Source organism: Mesobacillus jeotgali, from assembly GCF_900166585.1.
Lineage (GTDB): Bacteria > Bacillota > Bacilli > Bacillales > Cytobacillaceae > Mesobacillus > Mesobacillus jeotgali_A.
Genome location: NZ_FVZC01000009.1, coordinates 2,020,553 through 2,037,834 on the forward strand (window position 1 = coordinate 2,020,553; position 17,282 = coordinate 2,037,834).

General features: G+C 41.1%; 23 protein-coding genes and 1 tRNA gene. 5 read left to right on the forward strand and 19 right to left on the reverse strand.

Going from position 1 to position 17,282, the window contains the following annotated elements:
• Nucleotides 1-109 precede the first annotated feature (109 nt).
• From B5X77_RS20270 to comGA, 9 genes are read right to left on the reverse strand one after another with little or no spacing between them, the layout of a single operon-like run.
• Nucleotides 110-295 carry a YqzE family protein gene (locus B5X77_RS20270; protein WP_079509724.1) on the reverse strand — a complete coding sequence of 62 codons (186 nt, stop codon included), beginning with the start codon at nt 293-295 and terminating at the stop codon, nt 110-112.
• 41 nt (nt 296-336) lie between these two features.
• On the reverse strand, nt 337-837 hold the full coding sequence (locus B5X77_RS20275) for a shikimate kinase (RefSeq protein ID WP_079509725.1): 501 nt from the start codon (nt 835-837) through the stop codon (nt 337-339).
• Nucleotides 838-852: 15 nt separating this feature from the next.
• Nucleotides 853-1,176: a competence type IV pilus minor pilin ComGG gene (gene comGG, locus B5X77_RS20280; RefSeq protein ID WP_257391903.1), complete on the reverse strand. Its 324-nt coding sequence runs from the start codon at nt 1,174-1,176 to the stop codon at nt 853-855.
• A gap of 47 nt (nt 1,177-1,223) precedes the next feature.
• Nucleotides 1,224-1,697, reverse strand: a complete 474-nt coding sequence (comGF, locus tag B5X77_RS20285) for a competence type IV pilus minor pilin ComGF (RefSeq protein ID WP_139378402.1) — start codon at nt 1,695-1,697, stop codon at nt 1,224-1,226.
• Nucleotides 1,651-1,986, reverse strand: coding sequence for a hypothetical protein (locus B5X77_RS20290; RefSeq protein WP_079509728.1), 336 nt, complete (start codon nt 1,984-1,986; stop codon nt 1,651-1,653). Before B5X77_RS20290 ends, comGF begins: the two co-directional genes overlap by 47 nt.
• Entirely contained in the window at nt 1,967-2,422 is a 456-nt protein-coding gene (gene comGD, locus B5X77_RS20295; protein ID WP_139378403.1) for a competence type IV pilus minor pilin ComGD, read from the reverse strand. The genes B5X77_RS20290 and comGD overlap by 20 nt, the downstream gene beginning before the upstream one ends.
• Complete coding sequence (gene comGC, locus B5X77_RS20300; protein WP_139378404.1) at nt 2,419-2,724, reverse strand: competence type IV pilus major pilin ComGC; 306 nt, start codon at nt 2,722-2,724, stop codon at nt 2,419-2,421. The genes comGD and comGC overlap by 4 nt, the downstream gene beginning before the upstream one ends.
• Before the next feature lie 38 nt (nt 2,725-2,762).
• Complete coding sequence (gene comGB, locus B5X77_RS20305; protein WP_079509731.1) at nt 2,763-3,794, reverse strand: competence type IV pilus assembly protein ComGB; 1,032 nt, start codon at nt 3,792-3,794, stop codon at nt 2,763-2,765.
• Nucleotides 3,781-4,959, reverse strand: coding sequence for a competence type IV pilus ATPase ComGA (comGA, locus tag B5X77_RS20310; protein WP_079509732.1), 1,179 nt, complete (start codon nt 4,957-4,959; stop codon nt 3,781-3,783). The genes comGB and comGA overlap by 14 nt, the downstream gene beginning before the upstream one ends.
• Before the next feature lie 33 nt (nt 4,960-4,992).
• Here comGA and B5X77_RS20315 point away from each other — a divergent pair.
• Nucleotides 4,993-5,064 (forward strand) — tRNA-Gln (locus B5X77_RS20315).
• Nucleotides 5,065-5,253: 189 nt separating this feature from the next.
• Here the strand turns inward: B5X77_RS20315 and B5X77_RS20320 are convergent.
• Nucleotides 5,254-5,607 carry a Spx/MgsR family RNA polymerase-binding regulatory protein gene (locus B5X77_RS20320; protein WP_079509733.1) on the reverse strand — a complete coding sequence of 118 codons (354 nt, stop codon included), beginning with the start codon at nt 5,605-5,607 and terminating at the stop codon, nt 5,254-5,256.
• 193 nt (nt 5,608-5,800) lie between these two features.
• Here B5X77_RS20320 and B5X77_RS20325 point away from each other — a divergent pair, with 193 nt between their 5' ends.
• Nucleotides 5,801-6,502 (forward strand): helix-turn-helix transcriptional regulator, encoded by a 702-nt coding sequence (locus tag B5X77_RS20325; protein WP_079509734.1) that lies wholly within the window; start codon nt 5,801-5,803, stop codon nt 6,500-6,502.
• A 79-nt stretch (nt 6,503-6,581) separates the two neighbouring features.
• A complete protein-coding gene (locus B5X77_RS20330; protein ID WP_079509735.1) occupies nt 6,582-6,827 on the forward strand; it encodes a DUF2626 domain-containing protein in 246 nt (81 codons plus the stop codon).
• 67 nt (nt 6,828-6,894) lie between these two features.
• Here B5X77_RS20330 and B5X77_RS20335 read toward each other — a convergent pair whose 3' ends face one another.
• Both B5X77_RS20335 and B5X77_RS20340 read right to left on the reverse strand, forming a co-directional pair.
• On the reverse strand, nt 6,895-7,986 hold the full coding sequence (locus tag B5X77_RS20335; protein WP_079509736.1) for a class I SAM-dependent methyltransferase: 1,092 nt from the start codon (nt 7,984-7,986) through the stop codon (nt 6,895-6,897).
• A 180-nt stretch (nt 7,987-8,166) separates the two neighbouring features.
• Nucleotides 8,167-8,802, reverse strand: coding sequence for an MBL fold metallo-hydrolase (locus B5X77_RS20340; RefSeq protein WP_079509737.1), 636 nt, complete (start codon nt 8,800-8,802; stop codon nt 8,167-8,169).
• Nucleotides 8,803-8,960: 158 nt separating this feature from the next.
• Between B5X77_RS20340 and B5X77_RS20345 the strand changes: the two genes are divergently transcribed.
• Both B5X77_RS20345 and B5X77_RS20350 read left to right on the forward strand, forming a co-directional pair.
• Nucleotides 8,961-9,440 (forward strand): hypothetical protein, encoded by a 480-nt coding sequence (locus tag B5X77_RS20345; protein ID WP_079509738.1) that lies wholly within the window; start codon nt 8,961-8,963, stop codon nt 9,438-9,440.
• A 113-nt stretch (nt 9,441-9,553) separates the two neighbouring features.
• Nucleotides 9,554-9,727: a DUF2759 domain-containing protein gene (locus tag B5X77_RS20350; protein ID WP_079509739.1), complete on the forward strand. Its 174-nt coding sequence runs from the start codon at nt 9,554-9,556 to the stop codon at nt 9,725-9,727.
• 56 nt (nt 9,728-9,783) lie between these two features.
• Here B5X77_RS20350 and B5X77_RS20355 read toward each other — a convergent pair whose 3' ends face one another.
• From B5X77_RS20355 to B5X77_RS20385, 7 genes are all read right to left on the reverse strand, one after another.
• Nucleotides 9,784-10,098, reverse strand: a complete 315-nt coding sequence (locus B5X77_RS20355; protein WP_079509740.1) for an MTH1187 family thiamine-binding protein — start codon at nt 10,096-10,098, stop codon at nt 9,784-9,786.
• Nucleotides 10,099-10,122: 24 nt separating this feature from the next.
• Nucleotides 10,123-11,283, reverse strand: coding sequence for a YqgU-like beta propeller domain-containing protein (locus tag B5X77_RS20360; RefSeq protein ID WP_079509741.1), 1,161 nt, complete (start codon nt 11,281-11,283; stop codon nt 10,123-10,125).
• 266 nt (nt 11,284-11,549) lie between these two features.
• Entirely contained in the window at nt 11,550-13,439 is a 1,890-nt protein-coding gene (locus B5X77_RS20365) for an LTA synthase family protein (RefSeq protein WP_079509742.1), read from the reverse strand.
• Nucleotides 13,440-13,709: 270 nt separating this feature from the next.
• Complete coding sequence (locus B5X77_RS20370) at nt 13,710-14,687, reverse strand: ROK family glucokinase (protein WP_079509743.1); 978 nt, start codon at nt 14,685-14,687, stop codon at nt 13,710-13,712.
• A 6-nt stretch (nt 14,688-14,693) separates the two neighbouring features.
• Entirely contained in the window at nt 14,694-14,909 is a 216-nt protein-coding gene (locus tag B5X77_RS20375) for a YqgQ family protein (protein ID WP_079509744.1), read from the reverse strand.
• A 255-nt stretch (nt 14,910-15,164) separates the two neighbouring features.
• Nucleotides 15,165-15,647 (reverse strand): IS200/IS605 family transposase, encoded by a 483-nt coding sequence (gene tnpA, locus B5X77_RS20380; RefSeq protein WP_079508195.1) that lies wholly within the window; start codon nt 15,645-15,647, stop codon nt 15,165-15,167.
• 166 nt (nt 15,648-15,813) lie between these two features.
• Nucleotides 15,814-17,274, reverse strand: a complete 1,461-nt coding sequence (locus B5X77_RS20385) for a spore germination protein (RefSeq protein WP_079509745.1) — start codon at nt 17,272-17,274, stop codon at nt 15,814-15,816.
• Nucleotides 17,275-17,282: the final 8 nt, after the last annotated feature.

Consider the following 17,282-nt stretch of genomic DNA (forward strand, 5'->3'; position numbering starts at 1 on the left):
GTTCTGGATCTGGATTAAGAAAACAATATATAGTTATCAACAACTCGGTTGATTTATAATTTTCTAAACAATGAAAAAGCCCGGCTATCATTCTCAGCCGGGCTTTTCCTCATCTGTTCTTTTTCTTTTTTATACCGGACATCAGCATAAATGGGAGGATTCCGAACCACCGGAATAGGAAGGTCGCTTCTGTTTCCTTTTTTGCCTGTTTGATTTTTCGGCGCTCCTCTTTGGGCTGATCAATATATTTCACAACGGTTTGTGTAAGGTATTTGACATAATCATTTGTCTTCATGGCTACACCATCCTTCATACTTTATCAAGTATAACCATGTGCTATTTTTTCATACGCTGGATGATTTCATCGACGATGCGTGAAACAGGTTTACCAGATGTATCGATTTCAAGTTTAGCTGTCTCCCGGTACAATGGAATCCTGCTTGAGTACAGACTTTCAGATGATTTCCATTTATCCTTGCTTAATAATGGTCTGGTATCGTCATCCTTCAGCCTTTCTAGAATGAAACTGAATGCTGTATGCAAATATACAACATTCACTTTGTCTTTGAGGAACAATCTGTTTTTTTTTGAGATAATGATTCCTCCCCCTGTTGCGACTACCGCATCGGCTGAAGGCATGGAATACAAGACCTCAGATTCTAAAAGTCGGAACTGTGCCTCGCCGTCATGGGCGAATATCTCATTAATTGACTTACCTGCCTTATTGATAATCTCTTCATCTGTATCAATAACTGCCATATTCAGTCTTTGTGCTAATTCCTTTGATACAGTGGTCTTGCCCGAACCCATAAAGCCAATTAAATAGATTGATTCCATTTTTACAATCACCTGTCAATTCTTTTCCTTCCATTTTATCATGAGGCCCTTTTTCTTGTCATACTGTCCAAAGCCGATTATTTTTTCCCCACTGTCGAGTTCAAGATTAAATGTCACTTCATCAATGTTCGAAGTTAAAGACTGAGTTTGGAACCATACTTTTCCAAATTTATAATTCATGATCCCATTTGCGGGCAATATTCCTTCTCTTAACAGGAGCTCGGCTTCTTTTCCCGAACACAGCAAATAGTATTCTTGGCGACGTATCGTTTCAGTTTCTTTGGTAAACCTTTTTTCTGCAATATACTGTTCTGTCAAAATCAATAAGAACAATGTCATCAAGAGTAAAAAGATCATCGTTAATGGATAAATAAAACCTTTTTCACCTATGGCTGTACACCCCCAGTTTGATGAAATTGATGAACTCTCACCGAATACTTGGTTTGATTTGAATCCACGGCATTTATCATCACACCGTCCGCAATTTGTTCAAAGGTGAAGCTCGAAAGGTTCTGAAATAGAATCTCATGACCTTGATAATTCACTCTCCTCCGCATACTTGAAGCATATTTCTCGTAAAGAATAAATTGGCCTTCTACCTTCAATAACAGCTTGTCTGGTTGAACAGTCATCTGCTCGGCTGCACGGATTTCTTTTTTTACCTGGCTGCTGAAAACTTCCCATTCCATTCCTCTGATTCCCTTTTCGATAACACTGTCCTCAAGGAGGATACCCAATCCTAACGGGAGCAACGATGCAATCATCAAGAATACCAGCATTGACAACAGCATCTCCAACATTGTAAATCCCCGCTCATTCCGTGATGACGCATTTTTGGCTTTGCTGTCTGGCACTTTCATACTGAACGCATACCTCCCACGGAGCATTCTCCCCATTCTTTGAAATTGTCACTTCATAATGAGTTCCATTTTGAATAATCAATTTTCTTCCAGAGTCTTTGCCAGCTATTTTTAAATACATCATTTCATCATATAAAATAGTACTTGCTTCTCCGTCTTTCCTTAAATCTACAATCTGTCCAATCACCAAAATCGCCATTGGCAGCAATATTGCGGCGGCCATGACAAATGCTGCCAGAGATAATAGCATATCTGCGAGGAAAAATCCTTCATCCTTCTTCGACAACATAGAATCTGCCCTTCCCAATAAGAAACATCATCCGATATTTCTTATTGCCGGAAGAAACATAAATAGACCCGAAATTATCGATATTTCCATCCGGCATGTAGTGGAACAATAAGTTCATTGTTCCTTTTTTCACTTTTATTTCTGGCGAATAATTTCTTTTCACGAGATATGCAGATCCATAATCGGTGCCTCGAATATAGTAGTGATTATATTCCGGCATAATGTGTATCGTAATTTGCTCTTGGTGGGAAATAGCATACTGCTGACTGTACAAAAGGTCCGATTGGAGCTGGGAGAAAAAAAGATCTTTTGCCAGTGCGTCATTATGCGGAGAAAACAGAAAGGCAGAGGAAAGGGAGAGCATGAAGAAAGCTGACAGCACAATGAGCATTTCTATCATTGTAAATCCGCCCGTTGTTTTTATCTGGCAGTTCATGACGCGGATTTCTGAACTGTGCCATCGGAAGTGATCTCAATATTGGTTCCGTCTGGACAAGCAGCTTCTGAGCTTTTTAAGTAGTGCCCGTCATAAAGCTGCTGAAATGTAGGTGTGGTCTTTTTATCCATCTTGTAAGACTGTACTTGGGCTTCGACCATTTTCATATATGCCTCACAGCCTTTTGTGTTGATTTTTGAATTATGGGAAGCGATATTCGGCACTGTTATAATCAAAAGTACAGAAATCACTAACAACACGATCATCATCTCAATCAGGGTAAAACCTTTTTGATTTTTCATTGTCATTTCTCCTTATGTGTTATAAAAAATCTGCCTATTCAGATGCCTTTCATCATTTGAAACATCGGAAGCAGGATGGCGAGATACAGTGAAACGACTAGAAGGCCGATAAAACTGTATAGAAGCGGCTGCACTGTTTTCATTGCTTTTTCCGTTCTTTCTTCAAGCTCTTTCAGACAATGTCTGCTGTAAAAGTAAAGCTCCTGATCAAGCTTTCCATTCTTTTGTCCATGCCTGATGATTCTTGGCAATTCTGCTTCAAAAAAAGGATAATCTCCAACTGCCCTGTCAAACTCTTCACCTGCGGCCAATTTTGAGATGATGTCCCTTCCTATTGCACTTGAAAAAGGTTCATGGCTATTCTGCTCGAAAACTTTTAATGAATCGTGTACCGGAAGTCCCCCGGAAAATAAATAGCTTAATTGAACAGAGAAGGAGTGTGAGTAAACAAGCTTGAATAATCTTCCTGCAAACGGCAGTTTTACAAGTTTCATTTTTTGTTGCAGAATTGGCAGTTTCCTAAAACTGATCATGTAATAGAGGGTAAGAATGGCAACAAGACTAAGCAGAAAATAGAGCATGAAGGGAAGAAATGCAGCAGTTGCAGCGATGGCTTTCATGAAGATATTTGGTGCCATGTTCATATCTGAAAAAAGCGAGGTGAATTTCGGCAGCAAAATCCTGTTTACGAAGAAAAATAATATGAGAGTAAGCATGATTAGAAATATTGGATAAGCAGATAACTTTTTTAACCTCAGGTAATCTGCATCCCTCTTTAAAACCATCTCACTGCCTTCAGCAACAGCATGTGCCAGGCCGCCATGCTGCTCGGCAAAATAAACGTAACTAATTAAATCTTTTTTAAAATTCAATTCTGCAAGAATCAAATATAAAGGAAAGCCTTCACGGAGCTTATCGAGACTTCTTATGATATCGTCTTTCCTTCTGACTTCTAAATGGAAGGTCATTGATTCAATCGCTTCGGCTAGGGAATACCCCTGAGCCAGCAGCTCACCAGTCCTCTTTAGGAACCGGGCCTGTTCAGCGACAGGCCAATTACTCCCCATCATTAAGAATCCACCTCTGGTATTCTGATTCCTTGACAAACCCAAGGGCGATGCCTTTCTTAATTGCATCCTTCAGGGTTTTATAATGATAATCCTGACGCTCACCTCTCGCTTCCTTCAATACCGAAGATAAATCCTTTCCCGTTAGAATTTCAAACACATTTCCCCTTTTACTGTTGCCTGAAGAGTAACAAAAAGGCGAGCAGGATCCTTCACAATAAGCACAGGTCAGTTCAACCAGCCTTTGTGCGGTTACTGCGATTAAGGTCTGTTCGATTTCCAGCCAATTGATCCCGAACTCAATCAGCCTGTAAATAGCTCCCCTTGCATCACGTGTATGCATGGTTGTAAGGACCAGATGTCCTGTCAATGCTGCTCTTATCGCTGTTTCTGCAGTCTCTTTATCGCGGATTTCCCCAACCATTATAATATCCGGATCATGCCGGAGAATGGCCTTCAAGCCGGAAGAATAAGAGATCCCGGCCCGTTCATTGACCTGAACCTGAAGCGCAGTGTCACTTGGCTTTTCAATTGGATCTTCAAGCGTAATGACATTGCGGTTCACCATTTCTGAGGTTTCAGACAGCATTGAATATAATGTAGTTGTTTTGCCGCTGCCTGTCGGTCCCGTAAAAATAATCAGGCCGTGGGCATGTTTTAAAAGGGAAATCAGTTTTTTTGATGTAGATGGGAATAATGATATTTGGTAGGAAGGGATTTTGTTTTGTTCGGGAAGTAAACGTATGACCATACTTTCGCTCTGGTAGGCTGGCAGCGTGGAGATTCTTAACCCAATTTTCATATCATGATCCATATAGGTAAATGCACCACTTTGCGGCCTTCTTTTTTCGCCAATATCCATCGAAGCCGTAAATTTAAAGTGGGAGATGAGCCGATCACAATCTGCCTGCTCAAGGGTATAACGGGGAAGCAGCTGATTACCGAGCCTGAATTTTATAAGGGTGTCTTTCTCGCGCGGGTTGATATGGATATCCGACGCGCCACTTCTTAAAGCATCTTTTAAAATATTGTCCGCTAATTGCTCAATTGATTTTACAATAGCGATGCACCACCTTTTTTTGTTATAAAAAAGAATTTCGACACATTTCCTCCTGTTCCTGCGAAAAAAAAAGATTAAATATGTATAAATAGTGACAGTTCGATTCATAATAACTACCGTAGCAACAACAAGTCATCACATTGGGCTATAGCCAAGCGGTAAGGCAACGGACTTTGACTCCGTCATGCGTTGGTTCGAATCCAGCTAGCCCAGTTAACAGAAAAGCGTAAGTGCCTTGGTCAGCCCCGGCAAGCGCTGGAGGTCCTGACAGTGAAGTCGCTTTTTGACTTCATTGGCAGGATTGAAGCGACTCGAGGGGCTAGGCACTGGAGCTGGACACTGCGAAGCAGGAAACATCCTCACTTGCAAAATAAAAAAACGGAAGCGACCACTTCCGTTTTTTTATTTTGCAATTTTTTTCAATGCATCCGGGTTAAATCCAACAATAAGCTTTTTCCCATCTGTCAAGATCGGCCGCCTTAACAGCTTGGGTTCATTGATTACAAGATTGATCACTTCTGAAAGTGGCAATTCTTCTACATCCAGATTTAAATTCTTAAAGGTTTCGCCTCTTGTCGCAAGCAGTTCATCCACCCCTTCGGTTGTCAATGTCAATATTTCCAGTAATTCCTTTTGAGTTGGGGTATCTTTGAACAAATGACGTTCATTGAATTTCACACTGTTAGAGACCAGCCACTTTTTAGTTTTTCGACATGATGTACAGCTAGGATAAGAATAAAACGTCAGCTCTTCCATTAATTTTACCTCCTGGCGAACGAAATTATCTTCTAAATACATTGTATAACTTTTGTATAATTTTTGTATAGTATTTTGTCATCATTTCGCCATTTAGTTGTGAACATTTTCTAAACATATAGTGTAAACAGTGTAAACCTTATTTTCCCTTGTATTATAATGAAGGCAAATTAGTGGTCAGAGGTGAAATAAGGTGGAGCAAACATTAAAAATAACAAGTGTATTGTCGGATCCAACTCGCTATTACATTTATCAATACATTACAAAAAGGCACAAAGATGTGACCGTACAAGAAATCGCTGACAACTTTGATATACATCCAAACGTTGCAAGGCTGCATTTATCAAAGCTAGAAGATGTGAACATGTTGGTTTCGGAGACAAAAAAGACAGGCAAAGGCGGCCGTCCAAGCAGGCTGTATCGCCTATCGGACGAAGTCATCCAGCTGCATTTCCCTTTCCGTGATTATCAGCTTTTATCAAAAATTGCGATGACGACAATGATGTCTCTGGGGGAAGCCGGTAAGACAGCTTTGTATATGACTGGGAAACGTTTTGGTGCAGAACTTATGGAGCAGGAGATGTCACGCCATCCCCAAATGTCAGAACAAATGACTTTTGAACATAAAATGAACTCAATCAAGAATGCTGCGACGCTTGCAGGTTTCTATCCTGAATTTGAAACGAACACTGAGAAGACAAAGATTTACTTTCAGATTTTCAACTGTCCTTTCAAGGAAGTAGCAATGGAGCATACTGAAACAGTGTGCAATATGCATTATGAATTTTTGCGGGGCATGTTTGAGTCACTGTTTGGCGATATTGAGCTGATTGAAAAAGAAAATATGTTCACTGGCTGTGATTCCTGTTCATATCAGGCTGTTATCGCACAATAATCAATCCTTGTTTACTTTTCACTCCACTTTACTTTATAATATGATAGTGATGGACATGTAGGGTAAAGGAGGGATATCTTTGGATCGTATGTACAGAGTTTTAGGGTTCTGGACGGGAATCTTTGCTGTCATGTTTTTCTTGGGTGACATGTATACAACGTCCTTGATTTTCTTTGGTCAAACTGGATTTTTCTTGCTTTTAAGTTATTTGAAACTGTCAGAGCGTATGTACATATACGTCTTCGGCGCATACTTAACAGTTTTCTTTGCAGGCTTTACTTACTGGTCAACATTTATGATGCCACTAGGTGGAGCTGGGCATTGATCCAATGTGCACGCTCAATAAAAAAGCGATGGTCAACCATCGCTTTTTTTATTTTATCAAGTTTATATTAAAATAATTTACCTTCTGAGCGATCAAGTCCTTTCCCTTGAATAAGAACATCAAAGGACTGGCTTATCCCGCCAGGCAGGATCAGACTGCGTATAGCACGATTGCGCTTACTTGCTTCGGAGAATGGATTCGGGTCTTGATGCTGCCCAAGCTCCTCCAGGATGCCAGCAGCAATCAGGAATGCATCCTGCCTCAATTTCTGCCAGAATTCCAGACCATGCTTTTCCCCTAAAGATTTGAGGGCATCAAAATGGACGTGGCTTGTGATATCCATCTCACCGGGAAACTGGAGGATGTCATGGTGCATGTGATGCTGGTAATACCCCCTCAGACTTCCTTGTCTTCGGGCCGGATGCATCCATTCTTCCTTCGTATATCCGTAATCTACTGTTACCATCAAACCTTTAGTGAAGTTATTCGCAATTGACTTAATGAATGGTTCCATTGCTAGTGGAATCTCAATCCTTTGCCCTTCGGAAAGAGTGAGCTGCTGTTCATCGAGAAACCTGATAATCCGCGGATCTGAAACCGGAACATTAATTTCTTTGAATTTTTCATTCTCCCAGCCTACAAACACTTCTTGCAAAAGACCCTCTTTCATTTCAACCACATGGACAGGAAAAGCATCGAATAACTCATTGGAAAAAATCAGCCCGTGGTCCATTGCTGTATCTGCGAACGTGTCGCCATAAACAATCCTCACATGTTCTAATCGGCCCAATTCTGCTTCCTGCAAGCTGCGATGATAGGGACTGGTTTCGACGATATAGTATGTCAGCATTTCTGCTTTCAGTTCTTTCCACCCTTCTATGAATGCCCGGGCAAAGCGTCCGTTCCCTGCTCCTATTTCACAAACAAATGGAGGCAGTTCCAATGCACCGCATTCTTTTGCATACCACTTCCCTATCAATTTGCCAAACACATCAGACACATTGCTGGAAGTATAAAAATCTCCCTCTCTGCCTATTTTCTGTCGTTCCTTTCTATAGTAACCTCCCTGCGGATGATAGAGTGCTAGCTCCATATAATCCGCATAAGTGATCATTTTCTTCGGGGAGGATTCAATAAATTCTTTGATTAGTTCCTTCATAAAAATGCTCCTTGAAAAGGGTTTTCACTATTGACATAGTGTATTCTTTATTATATTGTTTTACTAGTAGCTTAACTATATCCCCTCCCATGATATGAATAGAACATCCCCCAGAAAAGCCCTTCTCTTTTGAGAAGGGCTTTTCTAGTTTATCTGCCCGCTATTTTCATAACGACATGATTAAAAGCCGTTTAAGAATGGGTTGGAATCTATTTCTAAACCAATCGTCGTTGTTGGGCCATGGCCAGGCAATACTTCTGTTTCCTCCGGCAATACCAGCAGCTTATCGTGAATGCTCTTAATTAACTGATTATGATTTCCTCCTGGCAAGTCCGTTCTTCCGATGCTCCCTTGAAACAGCGCGTCACCGGCTACCACAAAATTCGCGATCGGGAAGTAAAGGGATACACTTCCCGGAGAATGTCCCGGTGTCTCAAAAATTTCGAAGGCAAAATTGCCGATGGACATCTCACCTTCATTTTTGAACAAGTTATCAGCAGCTCTGGCTTTGATAGGCTCGTTGAGCATAAAATGTCTAGAACCATTAAGTGCCGGGTCAGTGAGCCAATCTTTTTCTTTTTCGTGAATATAAACCTTAATTCCATACTTATCCCTTATCCTGTCCACCGCTCCAATATGGTCGAAATGCGCATGTGTCAGTAAGATTGCTTCCGGCTTTAGTTTAAGCTGTTCAATCACTGAAGACAATTTCTTGGGATTTTCACCAGGATCAATAATCAGGCAGGATAGAGTTTTATCATAAATGATATAACAATTCGTCTGTAAAGGCCCCAGGGGAACCTGTTTCCATTTCATACTAAGCAGCCTCCAGCTTCTATTGGTATTCTTCATGTATCTATTCTACACTATTGTCAGGGAAGTTTTAAGAAATTGCCAATAGAATGTGTATCCTGCACCGATAAGATGCAGTAATGTAATTTGAGAATAGATTAAAGATGATAAGGAGAAGTAAAATGAATTTTGTCATTGGAACAGAAGCCAACCCCATACTTTCGGAACTGCCAGATTTTCAGGAGGTGCTTTTTGCAGTTGCTCCACCGCTTGTGGTTTATGAAAATATATACCTATACGGTGAACAGAGAACTGCTGATGAAGCTATCGGATTGCTTCAGGAGGCGGACTTGCTCGAAGGAACGCACCTCTTGATAAAAACGGCAGGCTGTGCCGGTGAAGATTTTTATGACTACGGTTTCCAATTGGAGGGAGATACTTATTTATTCGCTGGTGAACTATGCGCCTTCATTTTGTTTGAGGACAGCAAAATCCAGACTGAAATGGCTCTTATCCAGCTGGAGGAACATCTGGTATTTAAGGCTGATGAAGGAACTTATTTTGCAGCCAAGCATTATACTGAACTAATATTGGGTATAGTAAAGGCATATGAAGTGAAAGTTGAGTTTTTAGACCTCGACAAATGGTTCAAAAAAATATAAAATAAAAAACGAGTGTATGCTTGTCATTACATACAGGCTGCCGCCTAAATTACAAAAAACTTTTTCAGGCGAACAGGCTTATTGTCTGCCTAATTTATGAAGGGGGCTTTATCATGGGATTGGCAATTATCTTCGCGTTAGTTACTCTGCTTGCCGGTTATGCAACTTTCTCGGCACTTAAAAACAAAAACGTCCTTGGAATCGTATTTGGCGGAGGAACGTTTCTGGTTCTTGGCTGGTTCACAGTCATGACAATCCTTAACCACGGATTCCCAACAGCACACTAAGTTAAATCACAGTAAAAGACCACCTTTGCCAGGTGGTCTTTTTGCATTCGTACCGTCTACTGCTTCAGCAGCTCGTTAACTCTGTTTACCTTTTCTTCCATCTTTCTTTTTACATCACGTCTGTCATCAATTCGAATATTAGTGGCTACTCGCTGGATACCTGCATTGAATGGGGCTTCATGAATCGCCTGGATCACCTCAAATAACACAGGGAGTTCACCCTCGATCAGGGTATTCATCGGGGTAAGTTGATAACGGATAATGCCCTGCTCTTCATATTGTTTAAGGATTTTTTGGATATCTGCCACATAGGAACTTACACTTGGTGTCTGAGTTCCTATTGGAATCACAGTTACATCTACGATTGCCATCATAATCTCTCCTTGCTGCCAATTTTATTTAACGAGTTCAATTATTTCCTTAGTTTCGATATTCAATACTCTTTCTAACTGGAACCCATAGAGGCACATCTTCCCGGAAGGGGAACAGGACAGTGGCTCATTTGATAATTCCGAGAAAATCATTTCCTCTTTTTTCGCCCCTAAGTCATAGCTCAACAGATCGAAGCCGCCATTATAGAGATCTGCTTCTCCCTGTTCCTTTGCCCGAAAATACATAAAAACCTTTTCATCCTCTATTAAATCATAATAAGGAACAACCCATCCAGAATAAGATGTTAGAAAAGGGGCAGTAAATTCAGCAACCGCAATTCCCCCATCCCTGGTGAAGGAATACAAGCCGAATCCAGGATTTTCGCCGTTTTCAACCTGGATGGTAAGTAAATACCTTCCTATAGAATCAAATTGATAAACTTCCTCGAACAATGTTTCAGAACCCTCTCCACTTACTGATACAGCTTTTAATGGGGCTTTTAATGAGATTCCATCCTCATCCCACTGTTGATATGCAAGTACATCCTCTGTAATCCATCTGACGAAAGGCTCAGGCAAGTGAAGTTCTTTCATGTTGGACTCTCTCAGGTCAAGTAAATGAGTGCTGAAATCCCATTCTTCACTAAAAGCAGAGATGACAAGCAAATTCTCATCGTATGGGTTCCATTCGAAGGTCAATTCATATGATTCAATATCCACTGAATACAATGCTCTGCCAGAAAAATCAATCACCGTAAGAATGCCTTTGTCCGATGCCGAACTGTGAATCAACACCTTTTCTTTTTTAGGACTTACTTCAGCCGCAATGATTGGATGTTCACTTTTATACAGAAGCTTCTTTTTACCTGTTAAAAGGTTATATAAATATAATAAAGAAGTGTTTTCGCTGTTATTCGATATGTAAAGAACCTCTGAATCACTCACCCATCCTGAAGCCTTATAAAACTCCTCTTGGGCGCTCATCTGGAGGGGAATGACCTCCAAACCTAAAAATGATGCCCCGGGAACTTCCTTCACTCGATCAGTGTTGTGCCTGGCATCTTCGTGCAGCGATGCGTCCAGCTGCCGGGAACACCCGGAAAGGCTGTATGCAGAAGTGATGATGATTAATACTAACCATAAAATAAAAGGTGTATGATATAAATTCTCTTTCACTTGTTTCACCTCTGCACCACCTTTTAAACAATGTATATATCTGTACGTTGCTAAACGCTAAATGTTTCAATGAATTTTGAAAAATCCATTAAAATTTACAAATTTGAACAGTTATTGATAACATACACCCCAGCAGTTAAAAATTCAATTTTAAAATACGGAAAAATTGCCTGAGTTAGGAATAATAGAACCACGAAGCCTATTCTTCCTAAATTGTGATTCCACTTCTCAACAATAAAAACCTGCACCACAAGGGCGCAGGTTTTGTTGATGTTTTACTTATCTGATTCAGGATCTGAACTCTCCTTGCCTTCTTTTTGCTCACCGTAGAATCTGAGTAAATCTCCGTAAATGATTTTATCGGAGTATTCAAGTTCATTCTTTGCTGACTCAAAGTATGGTTCACAAGATGCTTTTTCTGTCGGTTCACCTGTCGCTTTATCATAGCAAGTCTCACGTGTGAAGACATGATCCTTGGTGATGAAGCTTCCATCTCGAAGAACAGCAAAGTCACGTCGATCTTTAGAAAACAAGTCTGAGCCGAAATCGATGTTATCTTTCGTATCTATTCCCAACAAATGCAGGATTGTTGGCTTGATGTCTATTTGTCCTCCTACAGTAGGAAGAACCTTGCCCTCCTGCCCAGGAATATGGACGATCAACGGAACTTTCTGAAGCTGGGTACTTTCAAATGGCGTAATTTCTTTACCGAGATATTCACTCATCGCCTTATTGTGGTTTTCAGAGATTCCGTAATGGTCACCGTATAAAATAATGATGGAATCCTCGTACAGACCTTCATCTTTTAACTTTTGGACAAACAGTTTAAGTGCTTCATCCTGATAACGGACAGTAGGGAAATAATTATTGACTGTCTTATCATTAGAGGTGTATGGCTGGATATAAAGGTCTTCCTCATTCAGTTCAAATGGGAAATGGTTCGTCAATGTGATGAACTTTGAATAGAACGGTTTTGGCATCGCCTTCAAGTGGTCAACAGACTGCTGTAAAAACTCAATGTCCTTCAGTCCCCACCCAATTGAGTTTTCTTCGTTTACTTCATAATCAGGAAGCGAATAAAAGCGTTCATAGCCTAATGATTGATACATGATGTCGCGGTTCCAGAAGCTCTTGTTATTTGCATGCAATGATGCTGTAAAATAGCCATTATCATTCAAGATTTCGGGAGTTGCGGTATATTCATTTCCGGAATGCGTAAAGAATACTGCACCACGGCTTAATGGATAAAGTGAGTTCTCAACCAGGAATTCAGAATCCGAAGTTTTTCCCTGGCCGGTCTGGTGATAAAAATTATTGAAATAATAACTTTCCTTAATAAAATCATTCAGGAATGGCGTGATTTCCTGGCCGTTCACGGTCTGGTTGATGACAAAGTTCTGTGTCGACTCCATGGAAATAAGGATTACGTTCTTTCCTTTTGCAATTCCAAACATCTCATCATTTGGCGGCAGGTAATTTGCACGTACATAGTTATCAATATCTGCCAGTTCACTTCCGTCTGCCATTGCACGCTGTGCAGAAGACTTTGACTGGAGGAAAGCGTCATACAAGTGGTAATTGTATGTGCCTATGTTCTTCACTAACATCTCCCTGTCAAATGTCCTTGTCAATAGCTGTGGACGCTCTGTTTCCGCCATTCCCATGTTGAAAAAGGCAATGGCAATAGCTACAAGGAAAAAGGCTCTTCTGTCTACCTTGCTATATTCCCGATATCCCAACAAATTTGGTTTAATTTTCAGCAGAACGGCTAAAATGATGAAATCAGCAAAATAAAATAAATCACTGAAATTGATCAGTTCAGTCACACTGCTTCCAAGATCGCTCATGTTGCTTGTTTGGAAAAGTACAGGAATGGTCAGGAAGTCATTGAAGAAGCGATAAAACACTACGTTCGCGAACAATACTGCTGACACTATGAAGCTAGTAATCAAAATATAGCGTTTCTGAGTTTTCTCCTTCATGAACATACTGACTCCGAAAAGGATCATCAAGAAGCTCAGTGGATTTATGAACAGGATGATTTCCTGTCTCCAATTTTCAATTTTAATATCAAAGCTGGTCTTATAGGCGATATAAGTTTTTAGCCAAAGCAGAATCGTGGCGATGACAACTAAGGACGCTTTTGGCCAGTTAATGTTTTTCATCCGATTGCTACCTCCCTGTTAACAGTAACAGATATGGGAATTTTTAGGGTTATTTTTCCATTCCTCAAGAATCAAAGATAATCTTAATACTTTTTTTTCTAAAAAGCAAACAAAATTAAAGCCAAAAAAGCCTAGACCACTCTCTGTGTTTTTCCACAATTATAGACGATTCAAACCTGGAAAAGTTTCAGGAACGTCCATTTTTCTAAAATTGAAACTTTTGGCATGAATTAAATAGGGAGTTTTCTCATAGAAAACTCCCTGACCTTATCATATGTGACCAATCTTATTTTTAACCAGCCAGGCGGCACCGATCACTCCTGCATCATTTCCTAAAGTCGCGATACTGATTTCGGTTGATTGTGCCACACGAGGAAAGGAATTGCGCAAAAACTGTTCTTTCACAGGATTCAGCAAGACATCGCCCGCTTTTGATACCCCGCCGCCGAGTACAATTTTTTCAGGATTTAGTGTATTGGCGATGTTTGCAAGAGCAATTCCCAAATGCAGAGCCACTGTATCAATAACTCTTAACGCCAATTCGTCATTTCTTTTTGCTGAATCGAATACATCCTTGGCCGTTACAAGACCCGTTTCCCTGTAAACTGCAGCCAGCTCTCCCTCAGATGATCCTGTATTCAATAATTCAACAGCAATCCTAACGATACCAGTCGCAGAAGCGATCGTTTCAAGGCAGCCTGTCTTTCCACAGTTACATGGAGCTCCGCCTTCAGCAAGAGAAGTAATATGGCCGATTTCTCCGGCAGCGCCGCTTACACCGTGGACAATATCACCATTCGTAATGACGCCTCCTCCGACACCGGTACCGAGCGTTACACATACCAGGTCTTTTGCGCCGTTACCGGCACCTTTCCACATTTCTCCCAGTGCCGCACAGTTTGCATCGTTATCGATTACTGCCGGCAGCGAAGTTTCTACTTCAAGCAAATCCTTTAGTGGGTAAGGTTCACGCCAGCCAAGATTCACCGCTTCGAAAATTACACCCGTTGCAAGATCTACAGGCCCAGGGGCTCCCATGCCGATCCCAAGGATTTCGTTCTTGGAATGTCCCAGTTCCTCAAGCTTCGCGTCAATTGCTTTTGCGATGTTGACTGTTATGTTTTTCCCTTCATTTGAAACATCAGTGGGAATCTCCCATTTATTCAGGATTTCTCCGTATAAACTCATGAAAGCCAATTTTGTTGTTGTTCCTCCTAAATCTACACCGACAATCCATTTTTCAGCCATACTGCGTCACCTTTTCTCATTTGCTTTTTTTTCTTTTTCCATCCGGATCTCCTGCCTCAAAAGCAAAATCGCGGATTGGTATTCTTTTGTCTCAATCATCTGGGAATCGTACAGTTCCTTAAGCTCGGCCAGCATGAGCTCTAAGTCCGCTACTCTGTCGCCTATGTAAATAAATGTCCCAAAATTTTTAAGGAACTGCTGGATATCATAAATTGTCTTCAACTTAATCCCCTCAATGTTTGTGAAAATAAGAGCATGTTTAACATTTTAAGTATATAGGATACCCTTTGCCTCCTCAAGTAGGCTGTGAAGAATTTCATGACAAAATAGGGCAGTCAAAATAAAAACCACCCGTGAGAACGGGTGGTTTTCTCTGCGGCTGAAAGCCTTTGTTACTGACCAGACCCTAAAGGGCTACTGAAAGGTTCGCCAATTGTACTACTTCTACTGGCCAGACCTCAAAGGCCTTCTCCCCTTTTAACTTCTTTTCTTTTTCTTCACTTCTTCTCCTGTGAATGGATCAATGTACTCCATCATCGTTAACTGCTCTGCGACTATATCATCCTGTATTTGATTTCGAATGTATTCTTCTATTACCTTTTTATTTCTACCTACTGTATCGACATAATATCCTGTACACCAGAATTTACGGTTTCCATATCTGTATTTCAGGTTTGCGTGACGATCAAATATCATTAAACTGCTTTTCCCTTTTAAGTAACCGACAAAAGAGGACACACTTATTTTGGGCGGTATACTCACTAACATATGTACGTGGTCCTTACAGGCGGTTGCTTCAATTATTTCTACACCTTTTCTTTCACATAATGTACGCAGTATTTCCCCAATATCTTTTTTGATTTTCCCATAAATGATTTGTCTCCTATACTTTGGGGCGAATACGATGTGATACTTACAATTCCAGGTAGTGTGTGCTAAACTGTTATTGTCTTTAGACATGGGACTTCCTCCGTGCTGATATTTTTGGTTGGCGAACCAAAAAATATTTTAGCACCGTGGGGAAGTTTTTTTAATACCACGCTGAAAGCTTTTTGGAACCCCAGGCATAGCCCGGGGTTTTCATTTCCACAAAAAAAGCAGCAATCGCTGCTTTGGCTAAAACAATTTAACGGTCAGGATCCTGCGGTTTTAAAATCCTTGGCCTCCTGTTCTTTAAAGGAATTGGTGACCTGACGAGTACATCCCTGAATGCCCGAGGATTGAAAGGGATGAACGGCCAGAGATAAGGGACACCAAACGATTTCATTCTCACAAGCAAGAAGATGAACAGCACTATGCCGATCAGGAATCCATAGAGATGGAATGCTGCTGTCATAATTAACAGAAATATCCTGACCAGCCGGTTTGCCAGGCTCATCTCATAACTTGGAGTCGCAAATGTACCAATAGCTGCAATTGCAAGATAAAGGATCACTTCATTGGTCAGCAAGCCTACTTCAACTGCCACCTGTCCAATCATCAGTGCAGCAACAAGCCCAAGTGCGGTTGCCAGGGAGGTCGGGGTATGGATGGCTGCCATCCTTAGGACGTCAATGCCTATTTCAATCAGGAAAAACTGTAGGAATAAGGGAAGCTGACCGGGATCATTTGGCCCGATAAAAGATAACCCTTTTGGGAGCAGTTCTGGTTTAACCGCGAATAAATACCATAATGGCAGCAAAAATATGGAGGACCAGACCGCCATGAATCGAACCATTCGCAAATAAGCGCCAACAAGCGGCTTATTACGATACTCTTCAGCATGCTGCAAATGATGCCAGAAGGTTGTTGGCGTAATCAGGGCACTTGGCGAGCCATCGACGATAATGCAGACATGCCCTTCATATAGATGGGTAGCTGCCGTATCTGGCCGCTCCGTGTATCTCACGGTTGGAAATGGGTTCCAATGGCGGCCTGAAATAAATTCTTCAATCGTTTTCTCCCCCATTGGCAAGCCGTCAGTATCAATTTTACTGATCGAATCCTTCACTTTCTTTACCATATCGGGATCAGCGATATCCTCAATATAACAAACAACTATATCTGTTTGGGACCGCCTTCCGACCTGCATGTATTCCATTCTTAAAGTGCGGTCACGGATTCTCCTCCTCGTTAACGCCGTATTGAATACCAGGGTTTCCACAAAGCCATCTCTCGCACCCCGCACAACCCTTTCTGTATCTGGCTCCTGCGGTCCGCGGACAGGATATGTTCTCGCATCAATCAGAATGACTTCCGTAATCCCATCAACCGCAAGAGCCGTTGGGCCGGCCAGCACCATATCTGCTACTTTATCGAGATCATCAGTCGTCTCCACCTCGACATAAGGAATATAGGTTTTGACAAGTTTTTTTAGTGTATCTACGTCCAGGGTCCCCGGCTCAAGTTTTGCCAGCAACTGCATGATATAGAGTAATATGTCGTCTTTAACAAATCCATCAACCAGGAATAAGGCCATATCTCTGCCAGCATATTCCACATCAAGCTGAATCACATCGAAACTCTTGCCAATCCCTAATTCTTCTCTTAAAAATGCGATATTGTCTTTTAAGTTTTCATGCACTGGATGTTTCTTTTTTTCAGCCATTTTATCTT

Coding starts and splice junctions, on each gene's coding strand:
- B5X77_RS20270 (WP_079509724.1), bottom strand. CDS start 295: ATGAAGACAAATGATTATGTCAAATACCTTACACAAACCGTTGTGAAA.
- B5X77_RS20275 (WP_079509725.1), bottom strand. CDS start 837: ATGGAATCAATCTATTTAATTGGCTTTATGGGTTCGGGCAAGACCACT.
- comGG (WP_257391903.1), bottom strand. CDS start 1,176: ATGACATTGTTCTTATTGATTTTGACAGAACAGTATATTGCAGAAAAA.
- comGF (WP_139378402.1), bottom strand. CDS start 1,697: ATGAAAGTGCCAGACAGCAAAGCCAAAAATGCGTCATCACGGAATGAG.
- B5X77_RS20290 (WP_079509728.1), bottom strand. CDS start 1,986: ATGTTGTCGAAGAAGGATGAAGGATTTTTCCTCGCAGATATGCTATTA.
- comGD (WP_139378403.1), bottom strand. CDS start 2,422: ATGAACTGCCAGATAAAAACAACGGGCGGATTTACAATGATAGAAATG.
- comGC (WP_139378404.1), bottom strand. CDS start 2,724: ATGAAAAATCAAAAAGGTTTTACCCTGATTGAGATGATGATCGTGTTG.
- comGB (WP_079509731.1), bottom strand. CDS start 3,794: ATGATGGGGAGTAATTGGCCTGTCGCTGAACAGGCCCGGTTCCTAAAG.
- comGA (WP_079509732.1), bottom strand. CDS start 4,959: ATGAATCGAACTGTCACTATTTATACATATTTAATCTTTTTTTTTCGC.
- B5X77_RS20320 (WP_079509733.1), bottom strand. CDS start 5,607: ATGGAAGAGCTGACGTTTTATTCTTATCCTAGCTGTACATCATGTCGA.
- B5X77_RS20335 (WP_079509736.1), bottom strand. CDS start 7,986: ATGAAGGAACTAATCAAAGAATTTATTGAATCCTCCCCGAAGAAAATG.
- B5X77_RS20340 (WP_079509737.1), bottom strand. CDS start 8,802: ATGAAATGGAAACAGGTTCCCCTGGGGCCTTTACAGACGAATTGTTAT.
- B5X77_RS20345 (WP_079509738.1), top strand. CDS start 8,961: ATGAATTTTGTCATTGGAACAGAAGCCAACCCCATACTTTCGGAACTG.
- B5X77_RS20350 (WP_079509739.1), top strand. CDS start 9,554: ATGGGATTGGCAATTATCTTCGCGTTAGTTACTCTGCTTGCCGGTTAT.
- B5X77_RS20355 (WP_079509740.1), bottom strand. CDS start 10,098: ATGGCAATCGTAGATGTAACTGTGATTCCAATAGGAACTCAGACACCA.
- B5X77_RS20365 (WP_079509742.1), bottom strand. CDS start 13,439: ATGAAAAACATTAACTGGCCAAAAGCGTCCTTAGTTGTCATCGCCACG.
- B5X77_RS20370 (WP_079509743.1), bottom strand. CDS start 14,687: ATGGCTGAAAAATGGATTGTCGGTGTAGATTTAGGAGGAACAACAACA.
- tnpA (WP_079508195.1), bottom strand. CDS start 15,647: ATGTCTAAAGACAATAACAGTTTAGCACACACTACCTGGAATTGTAAG.
- B5X77_RS20385 (WP_079509745.1), bottom strand. CDS start 17,274: ATGGCTGAAAAAAAGAAACATCCAGTGCATGAAAACTTAAAAGACAAT.